The organism is Cytophagales bacterium (assembly GCA_019456305.1).
Lineage (GTDB): Bacteria > Bacteroidota > Bacteroidia > Cytophagales > VRUD01 > VRUD01.
This window is the reverse complement of record VRUD01000007.1, coordinates 37,882-63,054: the sequence shown is the minus strand read 5'-3', so window position 1 is coordinate 63,054 and position 25,173 is coordinate 37,882. Positions and strand designations below refer to the sequence as shown.

At 36.2% G+C, this 25,173-nt stretch carries 20 protein-coding genes and 1 tRNA gene; 16 read left to right on the top strand and 5 right to left on the bottom strand.

The window, feature by feature from the left end; translation table 11 throughout:
- Nucleotides 1–120 precede the first annotated feature (120 nt).
- The 16 genes from FVQ77_02700 to FVQ77_02625 all read left to right on the top strand — a co-directional run bounded on the left by FVQ77_02700 (nt 121) and on the right by FVQ77_02625 (nt 17,564).
- On the top strand, nt 121–4,164 hold the full coding sequence (locus FVQ77_02700) for a WD40 repeat domain-containing protein (GenBank protein MBW8049251.1): 4,044 nt from the start codon (nt 121–123) through the stop codon (nt 4,162–4,164).
- Nucleotides 4,165–4,262: 98 nt separating this feature from the next.
- Nucleotides 4,263–4,514 (top strand): hypothetical protein, encoded by a 252-nt coding sequence (locus tag FVQ77_02695; protein MBW8049250.1) that lies wholly within the window; start codon nt 4,263–4,265, stop codon nt 4,512–4,514.
- A gap of 58 nt (nt 4,515–4,572) precedes the next feature.
- Entirely contained in the window at nt 4,573–4,947 is a 375-nt protein-coding gene (locus tag FVQ77_02690; GenBank protein ID MBW8049249.1) for a hypothetical protein, read from the top strand.
- A 132-nt stretch (nt 4,948–5,079) separates the two neighbouring features.
- Nucleotides 5,080–5,167, top strand: a tRNA-Ser gene (locus FVQ77_02685).
- A 103-nt stretch (nt 5,168–5,270) separates the two neighbouring features.
- Nucleotides 5,271–6,125, top strand: a complete 855-nt coding sequence (locus FVQ77_02680; protein ID MBW8049248.1) for a MotA/TolQ/ExbB proton channel family protein — start codon at nt 5,271–5,273, stop codon at nt 6,123–6,125.
- A gap of 29 nt (nt 6,126–6,154) precedes the next feature.
- Nucleotides 6,155–6,358, top strand: coding sequence for a DUF2281 domain-containing protein (locus tag FVQ77_02675; GenBank protein ID MBW8049247.1), 204 nt, complete (start codon nt 6,155–6,157; stop codon nt 6,356–6,358).
- The gene (locus FVQ77_02670) at nt 6,358–6,741 is read left to right on the top strand and encodes a type II toxin-antitoxin system VapC family toxin (GenBank protein MBW8049246.1); all 384 of its coding nucleotides are present in this window, start codon (nt 6,358–6,360) and stop codon (nt 6,739–6,741) included. The genes FVQ77_02675 and FVQ77_02670 overlap by 1 nt, the downstream gene beginning before the upstream one ends.
- Nucleotides 6,742–6,846: 105 nt before the next feature.
- Nucleotides 6,847–7,170 (top strand): hypothetical protein, encoded by a 324-nt coding sequence (locus FVQ77_02665; protein ID MBW8049245.1) that lies wholly within the window; start codon nt 6,847–6,849, stop codon nt 7,168–7,170.
- Nucleotides 7,171–7,218: 48 nt separating this feature from the next.
- Nucleotides 7,219–7,782: a biopolymer transporter ExbD gene (locus FVQ77_02660; GenBank protein ID MBW8049244.1), complete on the top strand. Its 564-nt coding sequence runs from the start codon at nt 7,219–7,221 to the stop codon at nt 7,780–7,782.
- A 73-nt stretch (nt 7,783–7,855) separates the two neighbouring features.
- Entirely contained in the window at nt 7,856–8,314 is a 459-nt protein-coding gene (locus tag FVQ77_02655; GenBank protein MBW8049243.1) for a biopolymer transporter ExbD, read from the top strand.
- A gap of 63 nt (nt 8,315–8,377) precedes the next feature.
- Complete coding sequence (locus FVQ77_02650; GenBank protein ID MBW8049242.1) at nt 8,378–9,673, top strand: MFS transporter; 1,296 nt, start codon at nt 8,378–8,380, stop codon at nt 9,671–9,673.
- Between the two features lie 26 nt (nt 9,674–9,699).
- Nucleotides 9,700–10,518, top strand: coding sequence for a 3-methyl-2-oxobutanoate hydroxymethyltransferase (panB, locus tag FVQ77_02645; GenBank protein MBW8049241.1), 819 nt, complete (start codon nt 9,700–9,702; stop codon nt 10,516–10,518).
- A gap of 347 nt (nt 10,519–10,865) precedes the next feature.
- The gene (locus FVQ77_02640) at nt 10,866–14,897 is read left to right on the top strand and encodes a T9SS type A sorting domain-containing protein (GenBank protein MBW8049240.1); all 4,032 of its coding nucleotides are present in this window, start codon (nt 10,866–10,868) and stop codon (nt 14,895–14,897) included.
- A gap of 5 nt (nt 14,898–14,902) precedes the next feature.
- Nucleotides 14,903–15,664 carry a hypothetical protein gene (locus tag FVQ77_02635; protein MBW8049239.1) on the top strand — a complete coding sequence of 254 codons (762 nt, stop codon included), beginning with the start codon at nt 14,903–14,905 and terminating at the stop codon, nt 15,662–15,664.
- A 34-nt stretch (nt 15,665–15,698) separates the two neighbouring features.
- The gene (locus FVQ77_02630) at nt 15,699–16,724 is read left to right on the top strand and encodes a hypothetical protein (protein MBW8049238.1); all 1,026 of its coding nucleotides are present in this window, start codon (nt 15,699–15,701) and stop codon (nt 16,722–16,724) included.
- Nucleotides 16,725–16,919: 195 nt separating this feature from the next.
- Entirely contained in the window at nt 16,920–17,564 is a 645-nt protein-coding gene (locus FVQ77_02625) for a hypothetical protein (GenBank protein ID MBW8049237.1), read from the top strand.
- Nucleotides 17,565–17,594: 30 nt separating this feature from the next.
- Here FVQ77_02625 and FVQ77_02620 read toward each other — a convergent pair whose 3' ends face one another.
- The 5 genes from FVQ77_02620 to FVQ77_02600 all read right to left on the bottom strand — a co-directional run bounded on the left by FVQ77_02620 (nt 17,595) and on the right by FVQ77_02600 (nt 25,013).
- Nucleotides 17,595–19,295 carry a hypothetical protein gene (locus tag FVQ77_02620; GenBank protein MBW8049236.1) on the bottom strand — a complete coding sequence of 567 codons (1,701 nt, stop codon included), beginning with the start codon at nt 19,293–19,295 and terminating at the stop codon, nt 17,595–17,597.
- Nucleotides 19,296–19,331: 36 nt separating this feature from the next.
- Nucleotides 19,332–19,583, bottom strand: coding sequence for an ATP synthase F1 subunit epsilon (gene atpC, locus FVQ77_02615; GenBank protein ID MBW8049235.1), 252 nt, complete (start codon nt 19,581–19,583; stop codon nt 19,332–19,334).
- Nucleotides 19,584–19,822: 239 nt separating this feature from the next.
- Nucleotides 19,823–21,328, bottom strand: a complete 1,506-nt coding sequence (gene atpD / locus FVQ77_02610; protein ID MBW8049234.1) for a F0F1 ATP synthase subunit beta — start codon at nt 21,326–21,328, stop codon at nt 19,823–19,825.
- 177 nt (nt 21,329–21,505) lie between these two features.
- On the bottom strand, nt 21,506–21,925 hold the full coding sequence (locus tag FVQ77_02605; protein ID MBW8049233.1) for a TerB family tellurite resistance protein: 420 nt from the start codon (nt 21,923–21,925) through the stop codon (nt 21,506–21,508).
- A gap of 88 nt (nt 21,926–22,013) precedes the next feature.
- Nucleotides 22,014–25,013, bottom strand: a complete 3,000-nt coding sequence (locus tag FVQ77_02600; protein MBW8049232.1) for a T9SS type A sorting domain-containing protein — start codon at nt 25,011–25,013, stop codon at nt 22,014–22,016.
- Between the last annotated feature and the right edge of the window lie 160 nt (nt 25,014–25,173).

The following is a 25,173-nucleotide window of genomic DNA, read 5'->3' as shown; positions in this document are numbered from 1 at the left end:
TGCCGACTTTTTAATCAACTTACGAAGTTATGTTTTTACTATAATATATTAAACATTCGACTTTATAGACAGACACTAATTAGTGTAATTAGTGGTTAAAAATTAGAATTACTTGAGAACATGAATCCAATATCTTCAATCTTCAATCTTCAATCTTCAATTCCCTCCCCTTACCCTGGCCCCCGCTCCTTCAACGAAGAAGAGTCCCTCTACTTCAAAGGAAGGGATGAATATTTAGACGAAATCACAAAAAAGTTGAAAAAGCACCACTTCCTGATGGTCACCGGCTCATCGGGGGATGGCAAGTCATCGCTGATATTTGCAGGGTTGATTCCGCATGCCAGGGCTGGTTTTTTGAAAGCTGAATTTACCAACTGGGTGATTGCTGACTTTCGTCCGAAAAGAGACCCACTGAGGAATTTATCGCATGAGCTCTCTGACAAACTGGGTATCCATGATACAGATAAGGTTGAAAGTAAGTTGAAACATGGGTTTTCTGCTTTAGTTGATTTGTATAAAGATTCCCCCCTATATAAATCCGAAATTCAAAAATCCAAAAAAGCCAATCTATTGATATTAGCTGATCAATTTGAAGAATTTTTCACCAACGAAGAAAACTACAATCCCAACACAGGAGTTGCCACAGAGCAGGCACAGCATATGGTACAATTGCTTCTGGAAACCATTCGTGTAGCACAAAAAGAAAACCTGCCTGTGTATGTGGTCTGCACGATGCGCAGTGACTTTTTTGGGAATTGCAATGCTTTTCAGGCACTGCCTGAGATGATTGAACAAAGTCAGAAATTTTTGGGAAGATTGAGCAAGCAGCATATACTGGAAGCCATCAGCGAACCTGCAAAGCTGGCTGGTATTAAAATTTCAGAACGTCTTCTACAGTTCTTGATGAATGAAATAACAGGTGATGTAGGTACAGACATGTTGCCAATCCTGCAGCATTGCCTTTACCAGATCTACGAAGTTTCGGGCAGGGGAACAGAGGAGATGGATCTTATCCATTATGCAATGGTAGGAGGCTTTCCCAAAGAAAACCTCCCGGAAAAAGACCAGCAGCGGTTTGAGCAGTGGCTGAAAGAACAGCCCGTTAATCTTCAAAATGCATACAAAAACCCTTCGCTTCGCAATGTGCTGGACATCCACGCCAACCGCCTGTACGATACGACTCATGAATATTATAATAAAGTAAGTGGCAGCGACAGGCGCCTTAGTAAACAAAAAGCACAGCACATCATAAAAGTAGCCTTCCAATGTCTGACCAAAATAGATGAGAACCGGGCAGTCCGGAGCCTCACCTCCTTGCAGGAAATTATTGAAATGCTTGGTTACAAAAAAAACGAACGTGAGAAAGTAGCCCGTGTGCTTGACATCTTCCGCATCCAGGGCAATACCTTCCTGCGCCCCTTCATTAGCAAAGACCCGGCATCGAAAAATCTGCGCCTCACGACTGTCCTTGACATTACCCATGAAGCCCTCATGCGCAACTGGACGAAGCTGGAACAGTGGGCAAGGGAGCAGCATGAGCGCGTGATCATATACCGGGATTTGTGCAACCAGCTTCATAAATGGTTGAAAAATAAAAAGCCTAAAGAACTTTTACTTTCTGCCGGGGCTTTAAATTATTTTGAAAGGTGGTTCAACAGCTTTGAAGTAAATCCCATTGCATGGCTGAAGCGATATATGGATAGCAAAGAGGAGATAGAAGTTGAAAAAAAACCTATGAAAACAGCAGAGCATTATGAGGATATTAAGGAATATTTGAGGGTAAGCAGGGCGAATATAAACCGAAAGAAAAAACTGGTGAAGGCCGTTGTTGGAGTGATTTGTGTGCTATTGTTGATTGCTTCTGTGGGATTTTTCTGGGTAATGAAATTAAAGGAAGATATTAAGATCAGCGCTAAGTCTAATGAAATAGCCACTAAAGCATACAGAGTGTTGGATAATGATCCTACCCTTAGTTTTAGATTGGCAGAACAAGCCTATAATATTTATCAGGGCAAACTTGCAAAGGAGGTTTTAATGGCTTCGTATTCTAAAGTGCCTTTTTATACGCTTCTAAAAGGACATGAAAAGCAAGTGAATAGAGTTAGGTTTACTCCAGATAGTAAATATGTAGTTTCAGTTTCAAAAGATGCAACTATTGGAGTATGGAATATAAAAGGGAATGAATTACGTAAACATGATGTTCGTATCACAAGCTGGGATGAGCATGAAGTTGTTGACATTTCACATGACGGTAAATATATTATTGCTGCTCAGCAGGACTATACTGTTAGTTTATCTGAAACTTTAGGTGATGAGCTGATTTTACTAAAAGGTCATAGGGGATATGTGAATTCAGTATATTTTTCTCCGGATGATAAATTATTGTTAACAGCAGCAGAAGATACAACTGCCCGTTTATGGGGGATCAATGGCAAGGAGTTACAAATTTTAATAGGGCACAATGCAAGAATAAGATGTGCAAAATTTGCCCCTGATGGGTTATCAATATTGACAGCATCTTATGATAATACTGTTAGAATTTGGGATTTGAAGGGTAACGAAATAAAAAGATTGGAGTTTCTAAATTTTAGCAGACGAGTTAATGCTACATTTTCGCTGAATGGAAAATATATTGTAACTACAGGAGCTGATTATCCAAGGCTTTGGAATTTAGAATCTGGCCAGGTAACATTTTTAAAAGGACATAATGGGGGAACGCTATATGCAGATTTTTCACCCGATGGAAAATATATTGTTACTGGTTCTGTTGACAAAACAGCAATTATTTGGGATATTCAGGGAAATATAAAACATGTTTTGAAAGGTCATTCGGCATGGGTATGTAAGGCAATATTTTCTCCTGATGGCCATACAATTATAACAATTTCCTCAGATGGTTTAGCTATACTCTGGGATTTGCAAGGTAACAGGTTGCAAACATTAAAAGGGCATAATGCTTTATTGTTAGACGCTAACTTCTCACCAAACGGTAAACTGGTCGTTACATCATCAACGGATAATACAGTTCGCATCTGGAATATTTACCCTGAAGAAAACCCTGTAATTACCGGGCATTTTGGCTGGCTGGAATATGCCGGATATTCAGCAGATGGACAATACATTCTTACTATAGGTAAAAATGCTCAATTAAGAGACAACAAAGGAAATTTGCTGCACATTATTAATAATTCTGAGCCCTATAACATCCATATTGCTGATTTCTCGCCTGATATGAAGTATATTCTTACTGTTTCTTCTGACAAAATAGCAAGACTTTGGGATTTAAATGGTCAATATTTGAGGTCTTATAAAGGGCATAAAGATAAGATATGGTATGCAAAGTTTGCACCTAATGGGCAATATTTCATTACTGGCGGTGGAGAAGATGAGAATATTGTAAGATTCTGGGATTTGGAGGGAGGAGAACTTATGAAACTATATATTACACAACATGCGAGCTTTTCAAACGATGGAAGATATTTGATTACAACAGCTTTCGTGGGTGTTGATACTTCTTTCTCAATTTACGAAATCATTGGAAATACTTTACCTCAAAAACTAAGATTAATTAAAACTGTTAATGGATTCTCTGCGCGAATAAGTTCTGTTCATTTTTCCCTAAATGGTAAATATATTATTGCTCTTATAGATGATTTATCGAACCGGCTCTGGTATTTTGATAAATATTTAGAAGAACTAAAACTCGTTAAGAAGTTTAAAGGGCACTCCGAACAAATTAAAGAACTTACATTTTCAAAAGATGATCAATTCTTTGCTACCACATCTGCTGATAAAACTGCAATTATCTGGGATATGAAAGGAAATGCAATTAAAATATTAAAGGGCCACACTGATATAGTGAATGATATTGATTTTTCTAATGATGGTCAATATTTGGTTACAGGTTCCAATGATAAGACTGTTCGTATATGGGATATGAACGGAAATGAACTACAAATTATTACAGGTCATACCTCATTAGTTTTTATGGTTTCTTTTTCTCCGAACGATAACTATATTCTTTCTGCTTCTAATGATCATAAAGCTCTGTTAATGCCTGTTTTTGCAAAAAACGCCCTCCACAAAATCAATGTAGAGAAGGTGAGAGGCGAGGTATGGCAGATGACAGAAGATGATAAGAAACTTTATGGAATTTACGAATGACGATTTATCCCGACTTTGTCCCCCCCGAGTAACTCGGGGGGACAGGCGGATGACGAATATTTAATGACCAGAGATAGGTAACCTTTGGAAATCTCAGTATGGAAAAAGCGCTACATCCACCCAATATTGATACAGATAATATTGGTAAAAGCATTGCAGAAGAGCAATTGGATAATATCCATGAATTTCTTTCTGAAAGTGAGCAGGAAATAAACAAAAAGAAGAAACAAAGGACAACTTTCATCAGAGCAATTACTTCTCTTTGTATCATTGCAGTTATACTCAGCATCATTACTACCATTGAGTCCACTCCAAAAAGTATTTTTTCACCCCCGAGTACTCGGGGCTAAGACGCAAAGATTTGAAAAAAAATGTAGTTGATAATCAAACAATTACAACTTTGCGTCTTTGCCTTTGCGGTTAAATTTTTATTTTTTGACACGTTCACTTCGTTCAGTGCATGCTTTTTGGAGTGGACTCAATGATGTAAATTTTTCACCTGATAGTAAATATATAGTTACTGGTTCAAACGACAACACTGTGAGAATATGGGATTTGCAAGGTAATGAACTCCAATTATTCCCTGGCTATAAAGCAGCGGTAACTGTAGCGCAATTCTCCTCTGATGGTAGCTATATCTTATCTGCTTCCAAAGACCATACTGCCCGATTAATGCCGGTATCGGTAGAAGATGTTTTACATAAAATAAACGTTGAGAAAGTAAGAGGCATTGTTTTCCAACTCAGTGAAGACGATAAACAGGTTTATGGAATAATTGATTAAAAATCAAAAAAAACTTGCATAAAGATATTTTTTGTGATTTATTTGTGCCGCCAATTCATTTTGTGATTTGTGGATTTGGTGATTTATTGATAATTACTAAATCAAAAAATCTAAAAATCAATAAATAATAGTGGAGAGGTGGCCGAGTGGTCGAAGGCGCTCGCTTGGAAAGCGGGTGTGCCCCACAAGGGCACCAAGGGTTCGAATCCCTTTCTCTCCGCTTTCACAGATGCTAATACCGCCTGTCTCCCCGAGTAACCCGGGGGGGATTAGGGGGGGTGCATTGAATATAACGAACTAATAATTAACTAATAAATATTTCTATGAAAAACTTATTTGCATTATTGATCTTATCAGGTGTTTTGACATTTGGTAACTGCTTCGTTTCCTTCGCACAGGATGAGGGAACAGATACGAATGAAGCAACTATGGAAGAAGGTGATACTTTGTTCACTGATACTGCGGCTCTTGAAGAGCAGCCCGAAGAAGCTGCGGCTGAAGAAGAAGCGTTTGTACAAGAACCGGAGCCCCCCCAGGAAGAACCAAATTTTCACCAGATGTTAAAAGAGAAGTTTATTGAAGGTGGACCCGAGTTTATGGGCATTGTACTGTTATGCCTGATCATTGGCCTGGGAATCGCAATTGAAAGGATCATTACCCTCAACCTTGCAACAACCAATACGGATAAACTTTTAAAGGAAGTAGAGAGCGCTTTGCAAAGCGGAGGAGTGCAGGCAGCTAAAGATATATGTTCAGGTACAAAAGGTCCTGTTGCATCTATTTTTACACAGGGGCTGATGAGAATTTCTGAAGGGATAGAAATGGTTGAAAAATCAATTATCTCTTATGGTTCTGTGGAAATGGGCAAGCTGGAAAAAGGATTAGTCTGGATATCTTTATTTATTTCTCTTGCCCCTATGCTTGGGTTCATGGGTACGGTTATCGGTATGATCCAGGCGTTTGATGCTATTGAAGCAGCAGGTGATATTTCACCTTCTCTGGTTGCAGGAGGTATTAAGGTAGCCCTGTTAACCACTGTTGGTGGTTTGATCGTTGCAGTTATTCTACAGCTTTTTTACAATTATTGTGTAAGTAAAATTGACGCCATAGTAAACCAGATGGAAGACGCTTCAATTTCATTGGTTGATATGCTTTTTAAATTCAAAATAAAAGGATAAATTTACTGTTAATAAAATTGAATTGCCTTATGGACAATACATTATTATATACGAAAGTAAATTCATTACCCGAAAACTTAAAAGTGGAAGTCTTTGACTTTGTGGATTTTCTTTTACAAAAGGATAAAAAAAAGAAAAAAAAGCATTCACTTAAAGCTGGTTGTTTAAAAGGCACTTTTATAATGTCTGATGATTTTGATGAGCCTTTGGAAGACTTTAAGGATTATATGTGATGAGATTATTGTTAGATACACACGCTTTTATTTGGTTTGTTGAAGATGACAAAAAATTAAGTGGAAAGGCAAAAGAAGAGATAGAAAACCCTGACAATATTATCATTTTAAGTATTGCCAGTTTGTGGGAAATGTCAATCAAAATAAGTATTGGGAGACTTAAACTGAAAAAGCCTTATAAAGAAGTAATTTCTTATGTAAATGAAAAAGGTATAGAAATTTTATCAATTAACTTTGAACATACTTTAGAGGTTAGTAAATTAGAATTTCATCATAAAGATCCATTTGATAGATTAATTATATCACAAGCGAAAATGGAAAATATGACGATAGTTAGCAAAGACAAACTTTTTGATGATTATGATATAAAAAGGTTATGGTAAAAAGACTAATAAACTAAAACCAATAACTAAACCCCCTCAACAAAACTTTTGGTGTGGGGGTAAATAATCATAACTAAAAACCACTAACTAATAACTACTAATACTATGGTAGACTTAATTATTATTATAGGCTATATCCTGTTTTTAGGATGTGTATTGTTAGCGATAGGATTCTTCCTTAGGCAATTAAAGGAACAGCCTAAACTTAGAAAGCCTGCAGGTATTGTTGTTGGATTATCTTTAGTACTCTATTTGATCTGCTGGGTAATTTCAGGTAATGAAGTAACCGATTTGTATGCCAAATTTGAAGTTGGCGCTACAGAATCTAAATTGATCGGTGGGGTACTCATAATGATGTATATTTTGACATTCTTTGCCATTATCGGAATTTTTTATTCTGAATTAATAGCCAGATTTTTCAAAAAGTAAGCGGCTGTTGATCCCGGGTACTCGGGATCGTTTTTTTATTTAATACAAATGATCAAAAGAAAATCAAGAGGATCCGCAACGATCAACGCCAGCACCATGGCCGACATCGCTTTTTTGTTGTTGGTTTTTTTCCTTATGGTCACCACTATTGCTACGGATAAAGGGCTTCCTATCCTTTTGCCTCCCAAGATAGATCCGGATGAGCCGCCCCCGGAAATTAAAATGAAACAGAGAAATATCTGGAAGGTTTTGATCAACTCAAAAGACATGCTGTTGGTTGAGGAAGAAAGAATGGACGTATCACTATTAAAAGAAAAAACAAAAGAGTTTTTAGCTAACCGGAAACGTAACCCGAGACTTTCTGACAGCCCCAAGGATGCCGTGGTGTCTATTAAGGCAGACAGGGGGACCAGTTATGACATGTATATCAACGTAATAGATGAGATCAAAACTGCTTATCATGAACTAAGAGCAGAATTTTTAGGTATTACAGTAGAGAAATATCTCAGGCTAAATAAAAAAAATAAAGGTGACAAAGCTATGTATGATAAAGCCCGAAGGGAATACCCATTGCAGATATCGGAGGCAGAACCTACGGATTATGGGATTTAAAATTGGGGAATTATCATTAAGATTTTTTCATCTGTGTAATCTATGATTTAATCTGTGTAATCTGTGTTTAATTATGGCTAAATTTACCAAAAAATCATCTACTTCGCAGGAAATTCCTACAAGCGCATTGCCTGATATTATTTTTATTCTTCTGTTTTTCTTTATGGTGACCACGGTATTGCGTGAAACGGAACTATTGGTAAAACAAAAGCTCCCCCATGCAACCCAATTACAGAAACTGGAAAGAAAATCACTCGTAAGCTACATTTATATCGGTAAACCCAATAATCCTGCGTTTGGCAGCGAACCGCGTATCCAGGTAAATGATGTGCTGATAGAACCCAGAGATATCCCTCGCTTTATCGCAGAGCAAAAAGATAAATTAAGTGAAGCTGAAAGAGACCAGATCACCATATCTATAAAAGTAGATAAGGAGGCGAAAATGGGCATAGTCTCTGATGTGAAGCAGCAATTACGGGAAGCCAATGCCCGGAAGCTTAATTATGCTGCTATTAAGAAACAGGTAATGTGAAGCGCATAGCCCCGCCGGTAGAGACGCCCAATTTGGACGTCTCTACCGGCGGGGCTATGCGCTATGCGTCTTAATGATAAAAAGGTCATCAACGCCTGGTGCTTCTACGACTGGGCAAATTCTGTCTATTCCTTAGTTATTACTGCTACGATTTTCCCCATTTATTACAATCAGGTAACCCAGTCAGGGGAAAGTGACCTGGTTTTATTCTTCGGTGTTGAGGTTATTAATACAGAACTATATGCCTATGCAATATCTTTCTCTTTCCTCTTTATTGCAGCTATTTCTCCTTTGCTATCCTCCATTGCTGATTATACGGGAAGCAAGAAAAGATTCATGCAGTTTTTTGCTTACTTGGGAGCATTGTCATGCATTGCTTTGGCCTGGTTTGATGGGACTAATATAGAGTTCGGTGTCATTGCTTTTGTATTGGCTGGTATTGGCTTTTCAGGTAGTATTGTTTTTTATAATGCCTACTTGCCCGAAATTGCAGAACCCAAATATCATGATAAGATCAGCGCTAAAGGGTATGCCTACGGTTATGCAGGAAGCATGATACTATTGGCTTTTAATCTTTCTATGGTTTTAAAACCTGAATGGTACGGCTTTGTTGACGAACAAAACCCTGCCAAAATCTCATTTCTATCAGTTGGTATTTGGTGGATCGGTTTTTCTACTATCACTTTTAAAAGATTGCCTGGCAATGTTTATAACAGAAAGCCAGCGGGAAATATTTTGCTCAACGGATACAAGGAATTAGGGTTGGTTTGGAAACAGCTCAAAGAGCTAAAAGGGTTGAAAACATTCCTTTTTGCTTTTTTCTTTTATATTGCAGGTTTGCAGACTGTCCTGTACATGGCAGCAAGTTTTGGCAAAAAGGAGTTAGGCCTGGATACAGGTATCCTGATCGTAACAATTATGATTATACAGATAGTTGCTATTGCAGGCGCCTATTTCTTCTCTTATCTTTCAGGACGTGTGGGAAATATCAAGGCACTTTTTGCTTGTTGTTGTATTTGGATAGGAATTTGTATTTATGTTTATTTTGTTTATGACGCACCCGGTTTTATAATGGTGGCTTTCCTGGTAGGATTTGTGATGGGAGGTATGCAGGCCCTTTCCCGCTCTACCTACTCGAAAATGCTGCCTGAAACCCAGGACCATGCTTGTTATTTTAGTTTTTATGATGTAACCGAGAAACTTGCAACAGTGCTGGGAACAGCCAGTTTTGGATACCTGGAAGCTCTTACCGGGAGCATGCGCATTAGTATTATTGCATTGGCGTTATTTTTTATTATTGGTTTGTTATTTTTGTTGAAAATTTCATCTTTGAAAGATATTTTTCCAGTTAAGCATTAATAAACATAGATTATAAAAAAAATATTATGGCTAAAAAACAACCTGAAATCAAAAGAGTAACCACCCACCAGCTTCAGGAAATGAAGAAAAGAGGTGAGAAAATCTCCATGCTTACTGCTTATGATTATTCAATGGCACAGATATTGAATGACTCGGGCATTGATGTAATCCTGGTGGGAGATTCGGCAGCCAATGTAATCCATGGATATGAAACAACTTTACCCATCACCCTGGATCAAATGATCGACCACGCATCTTCTGTGATAAGGGCAATAAAGCGTGCTTTTGTTGTGGTAGATCTTCCTTTTGGCTCCTATCAGGGTAATTCCAAGATTGCCCTGGAATCATCAATCCGGATCATGAAGGAAGCAGAGGCGCATGCTATCAAATTAGAGGGTGGCGCAGAAGTGAAGGATTGTATTGAACGCATTTTATCTGCTGGTATTCCCGTGATGGGACATCTTGGGTTAACACCTCAATCTATTTACAAATTCGGAACTTATACGGTAAGGGCAAAAGAAAAAGTTGAAGCAAAAAAACTCATGGAAGATGCCCATATTATTGAGGATTGCGGATGCTTTGCACTCATATTAGAAAAGATCCCGGCAAAGCTTGCCAAAAAAGTCAGCAGCGAATTAAACATCCCGGTAATAGGCATCGGTGCCGGCCCTGATATAGACGGCCAGGTGCTGGTAACCCACGACCTTCTTGGCATAACCAAAGAATTTCAACCCCGGTTTTTGAGAAGATATGCCGATCTTTATCAAGTGATCTCTGGTGCGGTGCAGAATTATATTGAAGATGTGAAATCTAATGATTTTCCGAATAGGAAAGAATCGTATTAGCAAATTAGCCGGACAGTACTGCTGGTATTATGTAAATGATCTTGTGAGATTTACTCAATTCCTGAATAAAACATATCCAGAATGGAGATTTATGAATATTTATGACAGGGAAACTGATGTGTAAAGATAGGATAAAAGAAAGCTAACCGACTATTCAACGGTTACAAACGGAAAATAAATGCAAAAAAACTTGACAATGTGTTTTTATTTTTGTATATTGGCAAATTAATTAGTTGAGGGACTTTTCGGAGTGGACTCAAGGTTTAATAAAATGAACGATAAAATTAGGATTTGTTTTGGTATTACGTTTTTTAATAAATGTTTTGAATTGTAACTTATAATTATCAATGAAGAAATACAACCATATTCTGCTATTTTTTATTGTATTAATTTTATTTATTAGTGCAAAACCTTTCATTGCTCCTTTAGGTGGGGGTGGACCAAATGGGTTGATCTATGACCCCATACAAATTAATGAGGAAAACCTTGCCAGGTTACCTGTAGAAAGGCTGAAATCTTACCTTGATAATGGTTTATGGCACGTTACAAGAGAAGTGTTTGATGATTACAATAACTATACGAATTTTTGCTCACAATTTGATATGATTGATAGTACAGGTACTATTAATGGGAAATTCTTTATTAAACACTTTATTAAAAGTCATATAAATTCTGCTGCCGCTCAATCGCAAAATCCATGGTGTGATTATCTAATTGAACTGGAAATGCGTAAAGATGATGATCCTGCTAATTCTATGATGCTGAATTGTCTTTCTGTATATGATACTACTGTTAAACAATATTTCATCAATGCTATAACGTATAGTGGAAATATTCAGACTAATAAAAGCGGCAACAGAGAGACGGGTGATATTGATGTACCAGATATATTAGGATCACCATGCGCTCCAAAATCTCAATCAGGTTTTGTATTTATTAAATTGCAAAACAGGGAAAACCAATCAGCTCCAATTAACCCCAATCTTATTCTGGGAGAAAATCCAAATATTGAAAATAAGGAAATTCCTGACGATTTTTTTAATACAACAGCATTTCGGCAACTGGAATTTTCACCCTATTCATTTAGCTTTGAGGTTGAAGAACTCGTAGCACAAACTATTACTAACCCTCTATGGACAGCTTGTGTAGCTGTATTTCCAGAATTTATTTGTGATATCATAAAAGAAATTGCTGAATTTATTACTCAATTAGTCCTACAAATAGTTATTAAGACAGAAACTTACTCACCTGGCTTTGTACTTTCTATTCAAGACTTAAATAATAATGATATGAAAGATGCTAATGGGAATTTTGTTAGATTATACGCTGATATAGAGGATGCTTCCGGAGTATTCTCCCTCCCTGATGCTAATGGTAATTTGAAAAATTTCCCAACCGGTGCAATTTTAGATAGAATTTGGGAAAGAGTAGTTCTAAATACTTCTATAGATAATAGAATCCGTATAATTGATGGATTTTCAGATCCGGTGGCGGTATTTATATTAGGTCAATACTTATATGTTTTGGATAGAGATACTCAAACAATAAAAATATATAAGCTTTTTGTAAATAATGCTGATGAATTGGAGTTTATTCTTGTTAGTAATACAAATTTTGGATTGAATTTACATGGCGCCACCGATCTTACAGGTTTTTCCACAAATAATGCTAATGTTTTATACATAGCTAATGCGCTAAACAACCTTATTTACCGGCTTATTTTGGACCCTAATACAGGTCTGTTAAAACCTGGCGCTGATGGGCCAAGAATTTTAGATCAATTTACTGATTTTAAAGGGCAAACCCATGATTTATTTGGTATTAAAAGATTTGAATCTTCACCAAGAGTTGGCGGTCATAATGTAATATTGGCAATAGATATAAGAAGAAATACCATTATTTCACTTAGTACAGATGGTCTTGCTTCATCATCAGCATTAGATTTAATAGTAAGTTCAACATTTCCCCAAGTGAATTCTACATTAACCAATATAGGATATAACCTCGGCAACAATGCTTTTTATATCACTGATAAAAAAGCAGCTAAAATTCATGTTTTCTCAAACGATGGATTTTATTTAGGTTCAGGCGGCAGCTTCGGAACAAGTGAAACGAATGAAGAATTATTTTTCCCAAATGCTGTATCTTCAAACACGTTTACCAATAATGCCAACGAAATGGTAGTGGCCAACAGGTGGGGTCAAAATACCGGATTCAAAAGAATACAACCCTTTCCTGATATTGCAGATTTAGAAGTGATAGAAAAGGCGCCTATGGCTGAACAAGACCTTAATGATAATGTATTGTTTTTCAGGCATACGCTTACTGCCGGATTTGGGGTGACTGAAATAAAAATAAAACTGAATGGGCAGGACATTAAAACGCAGACAAGCTCTTTCTTTCCAAACAGATATTCTCATAATTTCTTAGCAAATACTTTAGACAGCATATTAAACTTTGGATGGAATACATATTCTGTTACAATGACTGCTTCAGGCCCGGGTGGTAATTTCCAAAAAACAAAAAGTATAGAATTTTATTTTATTCCATCAAGCATTACCCATGATTTTACCGCAGACAACGCTTCTCCTGCCGATCTGATCCATAATAAAACAGACAAACCGTTTATTATTTACAAAAACATTTTCGTTCCTGGCGGTGACACCCCGGAAGATATAAATTTTACGCTTAGGAATGGAAAGACAATTTTTCTCCCGGGATGTACTTTAAGTATAAGCAAGCCTACTTTTTATATTGCAGAAAATGAAGATTTTGAATTTGGATGCGGCTCTAACTTAGAATTAATAATGAAAAAGAAAGTATATAAAACATCCATTGATTGCAATTTTGACGGTACTTTCCAAAACTATAATATGATAAGCTGTGACGGTGATTACACGGGAGGCGTAAATCAAAGCAGCACACCGTCATCTGAATTAGAATTTATTGGCTGTGGATTTGAAAATTACCTGGGAAAAGCTGTTCATGTTATAAACGGAAGGGCTATTGTCGCAGATTGTATATTTGAATCAACTATTAATCAAGGTCCGATCTTTGATCCCGATCTAACAGCAGTAGGAGTAGCAGTAGCGCCATTGGCGAGATTGGATGTTCGTGGCGGCAGCTTTTTAAATAACGATATTGCAATTGATGCCAACAATGCACGATTATTTATAGGACACCCTTCAACTGTTTATAAAGGAAGGCCTGTTGATAATCCATTATTCATGGATAATCAAATTGCTATACATGGTTATAATTCCTTCACCAAAATCCAATATACAGATTTTAAAGACAATACTGCTGCTGTGCTGGATTTAAATGGTACCGTTGACATTGCTAATAATAGCAACAACCTCTTTGAAGATAATATGCATGCCATTATTTTTTCAAATACAACATTTGCGTCAATTGGTAAAAATAAATTTATTAATAATAATGTAGATATTACGTATTTAGTACCCCCGGGCAATATAGAAGCCGCGGATTTTAATTATAGATGTAATTACTGGAAACATGGCAGCATTATTGGTGCACCAATAATTGATATTATCGCTGATCCTCCATATGATCCTTCTACAGGATTAATAACTTTTGTTGTGGTACCCTTCCTGGTTAAGCAAGATGCCGGCCCGGAACCATTTATATGTACCGGCAGGGTTCCATCTTTGCAAAGGTTGGCATTCGTTGAGGCAGATTCTTCAGTGATCTACGATCATTCATATCATAAGGAATATGAAGGTATAAACGGACTAATTACTAAAGGATTGCACAAGAAAGCTTACGATGAAATCTCAACACTTATCGGAAATGCAGTTGATCAGTTAGAATTAGGGTATTATCTTAACCATAATGACACTATAGGTTCTTACCTTGAATCTATGCTGAAAAATACAGTGTATGCATATCTGATAAGCGCACGCTTAGCAAAAGGAAAAGATTTTAATTTAACGAGTTACCGGCAGTTTGCAGATTATCTGGTTAAACCTGAAGTAAGAGCAACATACCCGGATAAAGACTTTTATGTATGGGTTACACAGGATAGATTAGCATTTTTAGACTTTTTCTTAAAAGACGAAAAAGACTTACCTCAAACAGAAGAGATAATACAGGATGAAATAGTAACGATATATCCTAATCCATTTTCAGGAGAGGCTTCCATATTAATAAATATAAAAGACGATGGAAATTATACATTCGGGATTTATGATGTACAGGGAAAGCGAATTAAGACAATCTTTAGTGACAAGCAATTAGAAAGCGGGCGACATACATTTAAGCTAAATATTGCTGACCGGCATCCGGGATTGTATTTTGGAGTGCTTAGAGGTAACAATAATGTAATAATTGATAATGCGAAATTTATATTAACAAATTAATAAAAATGAATTTATTATTAAAATACCATTGGTGGTATATTTACTGCGGTCTATTAATTATTGGTGTATTATTATTTAGTTGTAAACAGGAAGGTTTAGTAGATCCTAAATTTTGTGGAAAGGAACCAACTGTTTTTGATAGAGATGGTGATAATATTAGTGACGATGTAGAAAAAAATAGTGTAAATAAAGCCAAGCACAATTTTAATATTAATGATTGCGATAATGACCCAAGTTTAGCGAAAGATGATTATTGTAATACAGGGACTATTACTGGTAGTATAAAATTACCATTAGTACTTGGTCAGGGATATCAAAGTTCCTTTCCATCAGTCCCCACAGATGTCAGTTGGGGAACACTAACATTGATTAACTGTGTTGAAAATTCAGGTCGGGCTCTTGATAAAGTGAATTTTGGTGAAATGTTTAATGTAATTGCTCTTAGTAGTGAAAATGGTGGAGATGTTTCTCCTATATTATGCCACTTTAATGGTTTAGAAGTAGATGTTTTATATGAAAATAGTTTGGCTCCTGGTACGCCAGTTAATCTTGAGTTCTTCCCTGGTGATCATGATACTGTTAAAACAAAGCAATATATGAAACATTTTCTTGCAGAATGTAAAGAAAAAAATTCAAAAGTAATAGTAATTTTTGTAGCTTTGGCACCATTAGGAATTACAGCATCAGATTTAGGTGTAGCTGCTTCGCTTTTACAAGATAGGATGGGTAACGAAACATATTTTACAGTAAGATTGAGTAAACCATAAAATCTGTTTATTAGTCCAATAAAAATTAAATAACATGAAAGTACTAATTTTAATTACTAACTTTATTTTAGTTCATATTATCTTATTTGCACAAAATGAAGATTATTTAATTAGAACACAATTGTCTAATAAAAAAGCAATATTTAAAAGAAATCTAATAGATAATAATGAAAATATCATTTATAAAACTACTAAAGACCTTGTTTGTAGAGTAAAGATATCCCCTCAAAATAACTATATTGCATTCCTGGAACATAAAAAAGGGATATTCGAGAAAGGTAAATATCAGGTATTACCTAAAAACTCTTTAAGAATTATTGATATTAATGGGAAAACTATTGTTTATACTAATGATGATGTTAGAAGATATGTATGGTGCCCAGATGGTACTAAAATAGCATATATAACAGGGGAGTTTTTTCTTGGCGGAATAGGGTTTATATCTGATAAATTATATATTTTAGATATATCATCAAAGAAAAAATATCAAGTGCAAAATATTAAACACCCGTATGATTTACATTGGTTGCAAACTCAAAATAAAAATGAATTATACATAAAAGTAGTCCCTTCTGAAAAATCAAATAATAGAATATTACGTTATGATTGTAATACAAGAAAAGTTGGAAATGCAGGTGTAAAGTCTATTCATTTCTCACCGGATGGCAAATATTATGTTTTGTATTCAGGTGAAGCTTTATCAGAAGGATCATGCAATACACCTTTACAAAATGGAAAAACATGTTTTCAAATATATAACTCTCATACGAATGCTATCATTGATGAGTTTTCACACTTTGATATAGGAGTACCTTTTGGTTGGGTATATAATCAAGGCCATTTTTTTATGTTTACTAATAATGAAAGGAAGGAAAGCAAAGTATATGATGTTAAGCAAAATCAAGTTGTTGAGAATTATAATATAATCCCTAACAAAAATACCTGGGGAAAATGGATAGTGAATAACAAAAGTCTTGTATTCGAGGACCATAAATTGGAAAAAATAAGTAACAATGTGGTAATCAGAAATATTCCTCATACATTGTCTATTAAGAAATAAGTAATTTTTACATTTCCCATTTACAATTTACAATTTTATAAAAGCTTCTGGAAAAATTGGTTACCTGTCTTATTATTTTAAATCTTTTAATTCAATTTATTATCACAAGACTTTAGTAAACAAACAAATCTGATATTAACATATGATATTTTACCTAGTAAATTATTTGGAAATATAGATGGGGCAATAAGAGATATGAAAAACTTCATTAATTCAGCAATAGTAATTTTAATAATAATTAATTTTAAGATAGATATTTATGCGCAAAACGATAAAGATACAACTTCATCAAATAAATACAAAAATGAAATAGGTGTTGTGATTTGGAGATCAAGTCCATATTTAATTTCTTATAAAAAATATTTTAAAAATAATAAAGCAATTAGATTTGGTTTAAGAATGAGAACTGGTAATTTTGATTTAACATCAAGTTCAAATAATTCTTCTAGATTAAACAAATCATTTAGCTATGATATAAGATTAGGAATTGAATGGTACAAAAATATTTTTAAAAAAATAATTTTTTATTACGGTATTGATTTATCCTCAAATTATAGATATTCATATACTACAAATTATAATAATAATGATTCATTGAGATCAACAAGGGGTTTTCAGACAATAAGCGCTGGTATAGCGCCTGTCATTGGCTTAAGATATGTTTTTAATACGAGAATTTCTCTTTCAACAGAAATTCTACCTACATTTTCTTTTTATTATAGATTGGAAGAGAACGCTTATTCTAGCCCAAATTATAATAGTAGTAGTATAACAAAGACAAGTGGAATTAACTTTAAATCAAACTCAACAGGTGCAATATATTTAAATTTATATTTTTAACAAAAAAAAGACAACAGGTGAAGGGGGCATTTATTTTTTCAGTTGATCTTCTAATATAGCAATTATTTCTTCATTATTATTCTTCTTTGCGATGTCTAATGCCGATTGCCCTTTCTTATTTTTCAATGATAGATCAGCTCCACTTTCTATAAGTATTTTCACAACTTCCGGATTACCCTCTATCACCGCAAGATGCAAGGCACTCATACCATTTAGTTTTTGAATATTTACATTTGCCCCTTTTTCTATAAATAATTTCATAAATTCATATTTCCCCTCAAAAGCAGCCTGATGTAGAGGTCTGGATTCTTCAGGATTAACATCAGCGCCATTGTCTATTAATAATTTTGCAATTTCAAGATTATCATTGGTGATAGCAATATTTAAAGGGGCCATTTGATACTTATTCATTGCGTTTATTTCTGCCCCTTTTTCTAATAACAACGCTGCAATTTCTATATCTCCCAATTTAACCGCATGTTCTAAAGGTGAAACTTCACCTTCACATTTCGTATTTACATTGGCGCCCATTTTAATTAATAACATCATAATTTCTTTGTATTGTTTAGAAATCTCTATGTCATTAATATTGCTATAATAATGCATAGTTAAATTTAAAGGTGTAGTACCAATCTTATTCTTCGTATCTGTATTAGCCCCTTTTTCTAATATTAACTTGATTAAATCAACTTTACCTGCATTAACAGCTTTATGTAAAGGCGTGTCTTTGAATTTATCCACTTGATTTATATCAGCTCCTTTTTCTATTAACAACTTAGCGATCTCAAATAGCTGATTCGTGAAAGCAAGATCCAAAGCAGAAACGCCATATTTATTTACAACATTCACTTCAGCTCCCTTTTTTATTAGTAATTCAATAATATCTATATAACTTGAATCACTTTTCGCGATTGCCTCGAATAAAGGGGTGTCTCCATATTTTGTCTTTGCGTTTACCTCCGCGCCTTTATCTATTAATATTTTAATTATTTCTTCATAATCTAACTCAATTGCTCCAAACAAAGGAGTGATCCCATATTTAGTTTTTGAATTTATATCAGCCCCTTTTTGTATCAGAAATTCTATTTTTGAAGAAAATTCAGGTCCACAATTGGCAACACCCACAAGATCTAATATATCATATACATTTCTAACAGCCTCATGTATAACCGTCCACCCATACTTGGTTTTAGCTTTCACATCTGCGCCTTTTTCTAATAAAAGATCCAGGATTTCACTCCGATTGCTTGTAGCCATAAATATAGGTGTCAACCCATCTCTATTTACAGCATTTACATCAGCGCCCTGATCTAAAAGCGTTTTTATGGTCTCAATTTTTGCGTGATAAGCGTGTTCGTGTAAAGGAGTATTGCCTTCTTTGTTCTTGGCGCTGACATTTGCCCCATTTTCAATAAGTAATTTAGTAATTTTATAATGATCAGTATAATGTAAAGGCGTATTACCAATTATATTCTTTACGTTTACATCTGCCCCTTCTGACACCAAAAATTGTGTCATTTCAACTTGATCCCTAATTACAGCTTCAAATAAAGGTGTTTCTCCACCATTATCTGCTGTATTGACATCTACCCCGTCATCCAGAAGCTTTTTTACCTGCTCTAAATCTTTTTTATTTACAGCTTCAAATAGTTGTTTACTTTGTTCATCTTGTGCGCGTAAAGGATAAAACAAATACCCAGCTAAGATTAAGGTAGTGATTAATGATTTCACAGCTTTTTATTATTATAATAATTTTTTTTGAAACTATCAACCTTCCTCTAATACTGCCTCTACCAACACCACGATCTTGTTTTCCAGCACTTCCACCACACCCCCATCTATGTTAAATATCTGTTCATCATTTGAGGTTTTGATCCTGATCTTTCCTTCTTCAAGATCGCTGATAATGGGGGCATGGCCGTTTAAAACTTCAAACAACCCTTTTTTGCCTGGCAACTGTACTGCCTCAACTTCCCCCTCAAATATTTTTTTATCTGGCGTGAGTATTTCTAAGTACATTTTTCATTTTTTTTTAAAAAGGAAATAAGGAAATAAAGGAATAGAGGGAATAAAGGGAATAAAGGTATAATTCTGTATACGGTTTCTCTTATTCCCTTATTTCCTTTTAGTCGTTATGCCAGCAAATTCATCGGATGACCCCAACGCATAATCCGGAGAGTCATCCGATGATAGCCAACCCTTATTTCCCTATTTCCTTATTTCCTTATTTCCTTATTTCCTATTTCCTTCCCAAATTATCATTTAGCCTTAGCCAGCAGCTTATCTCCTTTTTCAATAGCTTGTTCAATGGTGCCGACAAGGTTAAATGCAGCTTCAGGGAGATGATCCAGCTCTCCATCCATGATCATATTAAATCCTTTAATGCTGTCTTTAATATCTACCAACGTCCCTTTTAATCCTGTGAACTGTTCTGCCACAAAAAATGGTTGCGACAAAAACCGCTGCACACGCCTGGCCCGGTTTACTGTCTGTTTATCCTCTTCTGACAGCTCATCCATTCCCAGGATAGCAATAATGTCCTGCAATTCTTTATACCGTTGTAAAATTTCCTTGATTTTTTGTGCTGTATTGTAATGTTCTTCCCCTAAAACCTCTACGGATAATATTCTTGAAGTGGAATCTAACGGGTCCACAGCGGGATAAATTCCCAGTTCAGCAATTTTTCTGGACAATACCGTAGTAGCATCAAGGTGGGCAAACGTTGTTGCCGGTGCCGGGTCGGTTAGATCGTCAGCAGGTACGTAAACTGCTTGCACCGAAGTGATAGAACCTCTTTTAGTAGATGTAATACGCTCTTGCATAGCGCCCATTTCAGTAGCCAGCGTGGGCTGATAACCTACTGCAGAAGGCATACGGCCCAGAAGAGCGGATACTTCCGAACCAGCCTGGGTAAATCTGAATATATTATCAATAAATAACAGAATGTCATTGCCTTTGCCCTCACCATCTCCATCACGGAAATACTCAGCTACGGTCAATCCTGAAAGTGCAACGCGTGCACGCGCTCCAGGTGGTTCATTCATCTGGCCAAAAACCAGGGTTACCTGGGATTTGTGCAAATCTTTCCTATCCACTTTTGAAAGATCCCAGTCTCCTTTTTCCATGGCCTCTATAAATTTATCTCCATATTTGATCACGCCTGATTCAATCATTTCTCTTAGGAGGTCATTCCCCTCACGGGTTCGCTCTCCTACCCCTGCAAACACACTTAATCCCGAATATGCTTTAGCAATGTTGTTGATCAATTCCATGATCAACACTGTTTTACCAACACCAGCGCCTCCGAACAACCCGATCTTTCCCCCTTTTACATAGGGCTCTAAAAGGTCAATTACTTTAATCCCTGTAAATAATACTTCGCTGGTAGTGGAAAGATCCTCAAATTTTGGTGCAGGTCTATGGATTGGAAGCGTCTTGTCTGTTTTCGGTTGCTCAATACCGTCTATTGCTTCACCTATAACATTGAACAATCTCCCCCTGATATTTTCGCCAATCGGCATAGTAATTGGTGTACCTGTATCAATCACGTCCAATCCTTTCCTCAATCCTTCAGTACCATCCATAGCAATGGTTCTGACTATATTCTCGCCAAGGTGCTTTTGACATTCCAATACTATTTTTTGTCCGCTCTCCTTTGTTACCTCTAAAGCGTCAAGGATGTTGGGTAATTCTACTCCATCACCCTCAAAACTGACATCTACTACAGGGCCGATAATCTGGGTTATTTTGCCAATATTTGCCATAATTTAACATAAAAGTCAACGTCTTTCGGTTTTGCTATAAGTCCCATAATATCAAGTTTTAAAATATTTTTGAATTAATACGAAATTCAATGGTAAATGACTACTGTTTCTCTTGTTTTTTTGTAGGCATTACCGCCAACGTATTGCTAAATACTCTGATTTTTCAAATCTGGTATATTACGCCAATTTCACTTCTTCTTTTATCTCATCCCTGCTCTTTCCATCTTTTGTTCCCCAATATATCTTTCTTACCAACACATCTACTATGTTTTTTTTCATACCCAATTTACTTGCCATATCAATACAAAAATCCATTTCTACATCCTGTATTATTTCATCTGCCAGCATCATGTGAACAAGGTCATATATCTGCTCAAACTTGGCCTCATTGGTTATAGGATATTCAATCTTTGTAGTATTAGGATGATTAAAAATGGATTTTATATCCTTTTCATTTAAACCAAATCTTTTTCCAATTTTAAATAATAGATCAAGCTCTGATTTATCTACGTCACCATCTACTTTAGCAAGCGCTACTAAATAGCTTAAATGGGTTTTAGCTTCTTTAGTTATATAGGTTCCGGATGATTTAAACATGATTAATTATAAGAATAGTTGTAAAAAAAAGTTGCAATATTATTTAATAATACCTAATTTCCTGCAATATTACAAATATCTTTATTCATTATCGCTTTTTTAACACTACCATCTTCAAAAATGCAGAGGTATAATTTGCAGCTTTCAAACGATAATAATATATGCCGGGTGTTAATTTGTATGTAGCAAGTTCAAGATAACCTTCTGCATTGTTAATGGCATATTTTCCAACTGAAACTCCTAATAAATTGAATATTTCGATAACAGGGTTTTCAAGTTCACCAGATATTTTATATTTTATCGTTGTGAAATCTGCGGCTGGGTTAGGATAGTTTTGAAGGGTTACAAAATCAGTTTCCACATTTTTTATTCCAGTTGCAGTCACTGTAACAGAATCACAAACGGTATCTGAACCGCAGGCATTTTCTGCTATTAAACACACATAATACCATGTAGCATTATTATAAGTATGAACAGGATCAGATAAGTTTGAGGTAGTGGAATCGCCAAAATCCCAAAAGTATAATTCAGCGTTTGTAGAAATATTGATAAAGCTTGCTGAAAATCCATTTACAGAATCAATAAAAGCTGCTGTAGGAAACGTACTCAATGAGACGACAACAACGCTATCGCTAACGATCCATATTGAATCGGTGACTGTAACACTGTATATCCCGACAGAGTCAACAACGATCGTTTGAGTAGTATCGCCCGTTGACCAGAGATAATTACTTCCCGGATTACCTGCGTCAAGCGTTACTGAATCACCCAAACAAAATGAAATAGTATCGCCAAGGTTAACAACAGGGGACTGGGGATAACTTACAAAAACCTGGAAATCATCAAAATAGAAACCATCTTTTTCAAGCCCTCCATCGCTGTTGAGTACAAATCTTATGTTAATTGTCTGGCCGAGGTAATCGTTTAAGCTCATAATTTCCTGCACCCAGTTACCCTGAATGCCATCGTATAAAGGTTCTCCGGATGGCTGGAAAAAACCCGAGCCGGGTCTTGTATAGAAACCACAAAGCGGCTGGTTGTTACTTCCATTAAATGCTTTTACCTGCAGGTAATCCCAGTTGGATTCTATATCCCATTTTGCCCAAAAAGTAAGATAAGCATCTACGGCTCCAGTCAGATCAACCGGTTGATTTAAAGTTACGGAATTGCTGTCATTTGGCAAATAATTTCCAAATGGTGAATCCGTTATTGATGAAGGAGGTGAATAATATTGAGCGGTAGTAATTCCCCAGTTAGCAGTGCTCCAGTTAGTTAAATTATTTAAGCTATCAGATAAAAAAGGCAGAGAATTATTAAACAATTTAGTCACAACAAATTCATAGACATTAAGCCCGTCATTTACCATAAAAACAAACTCAATTTCAGTATTCTTGGGAATAAGGTTGTCTAAAGAAAAAGAAAAGGAATCCGTTACAGGAGTCATGTCTGTAATGCCGGTAAAATTTTTGGCGCTGTCAATACCTGTTACGTAAGGATTTGTACTATACAGACTCACAGAGACGTTGGTTGGTAATAACAGGCCTATGCTTGTCAGATCAAATTTAATGGTACCGTTGTAACTACTAATAAAAAGGCCGCTTTCCGGTTCTACATTCACAAAAGAGCCGGACAGCATGGCCATATAGAGATTTGCAAAAATGTTGTCTTTGCATAATGGAATGATCCTTGAAGGCGCAGGCCAGAAAAAATCATTTGAGCTGCCCACTTCAGGGGTCATGGCAAGGATCATATTTTTTGTGCCCTGCTCACCATACATCCAGTCATCAGCGTCACCGTTTACGATATAACCAACGGTTTGGTCGCCCGTACCATATACATAATTATTATTTTTTGTTAACAGGAGGGCAAATTGTACAAAACGCGCTGAATCGGGTGTATAAATTCCATAGTCATAACCCCACGGATATATCAACAAATTCCCAAATGCGTGATAATTTAAGGCGATCTTAAAATTGTGTTGTTCGCATAAATATTGCATCGCCTGTGTTTCTGGTTCAGAAAATGGTGCGGTACCTCTATAGGTCTCACTGTTTGTATTGGGCGATGAGCCAAAATCATCAAAGCCCCAGTTATACCCGTAATTTCTGTTAAGGTCAACGCCAAAGGTGCCGTCTCCGTTGTTTCTCCTGTTCTTTCGCCACATCCCCCCGCCAGATGGATTGGTAGTTTCGTTGTAAATATACCCGTCAGGGTTGACACAGGGGACAAAAAACATTTCCGTCCGGTCAACAATACTTGTTACGAGCGTATCCTGCCCATAATTTTCTAACAAATAATACATATAGAATATCAACTGCGACATGGACACCGGTTCACGGGCATGGTGAATGGCAGTATATAAAACCTGGGCCTCCGTACTGCTTTCATCTGCGAGCGGATTATCTGAAATCTTAACCCGGAAAACAGGACGTCCTTCAATCGTAGTGAACGTATCAATGGGCTGTTTTACTGAAATAATACCCGGGTATTGAGCAGCCATCGTATCAAGATGGGCCAACATTTCATTGTAGGTAAAAAACCCGCCCGTTGAGCCGAGGGAAAAGCCACCGGGTGTGGTAATGGTGTCGTTTGGGTTAGGTGCAGGGCAAACAGCAGCCCCCTCTAAATCTCCCCCAAAGGGGGAGACTTTGCCATCGCTTTTCCCTCTTGGGGGATTTAAGGGTTGGCCAGTTCTCCCCCCTTTGGGGGGAGTTAGAGGGGGGCTGCGGTCTTTCTTACTCCTATCCTGATAAAATTTTGATACATCATCAATTAATATTTGAAGTGCAAATCCGTTTTGATCCAGCAGGTTAATTTCATAAGCTGACAGATCGGTTATTATAAAAGCATTAGCTTTGCCAGCATATTCACCGGATGGCTCCACCCCTGATGCTATAGAGCCATCCGATGATTGCCTCCCCTTTATTACAGCATGGTCAATGCTCAACCCTAATGAGTGTAGTGTACGAGCATGTTTTTTATCAATAGGGATTTTAACCCTCGAGTATTTCTGATACTGTGCAATTGTCTCAAGCGGTAATACATGACACAGCAGCATTGTAAGTGTATAGATCAAAAACTTTTTCATCGTGGATAGTAATGGGTGTCAGGTGGAAACACCTGACACCACATTAAATAAACTTCCTAAATCTTAAAGATTTCGGAAGTATTTTGGCTATAGCGCCTCGGGACGGGGATTCAGACTTATTTATCTTCTTTAGCTGCTTTTCTGTCTATGATTTCGAAAG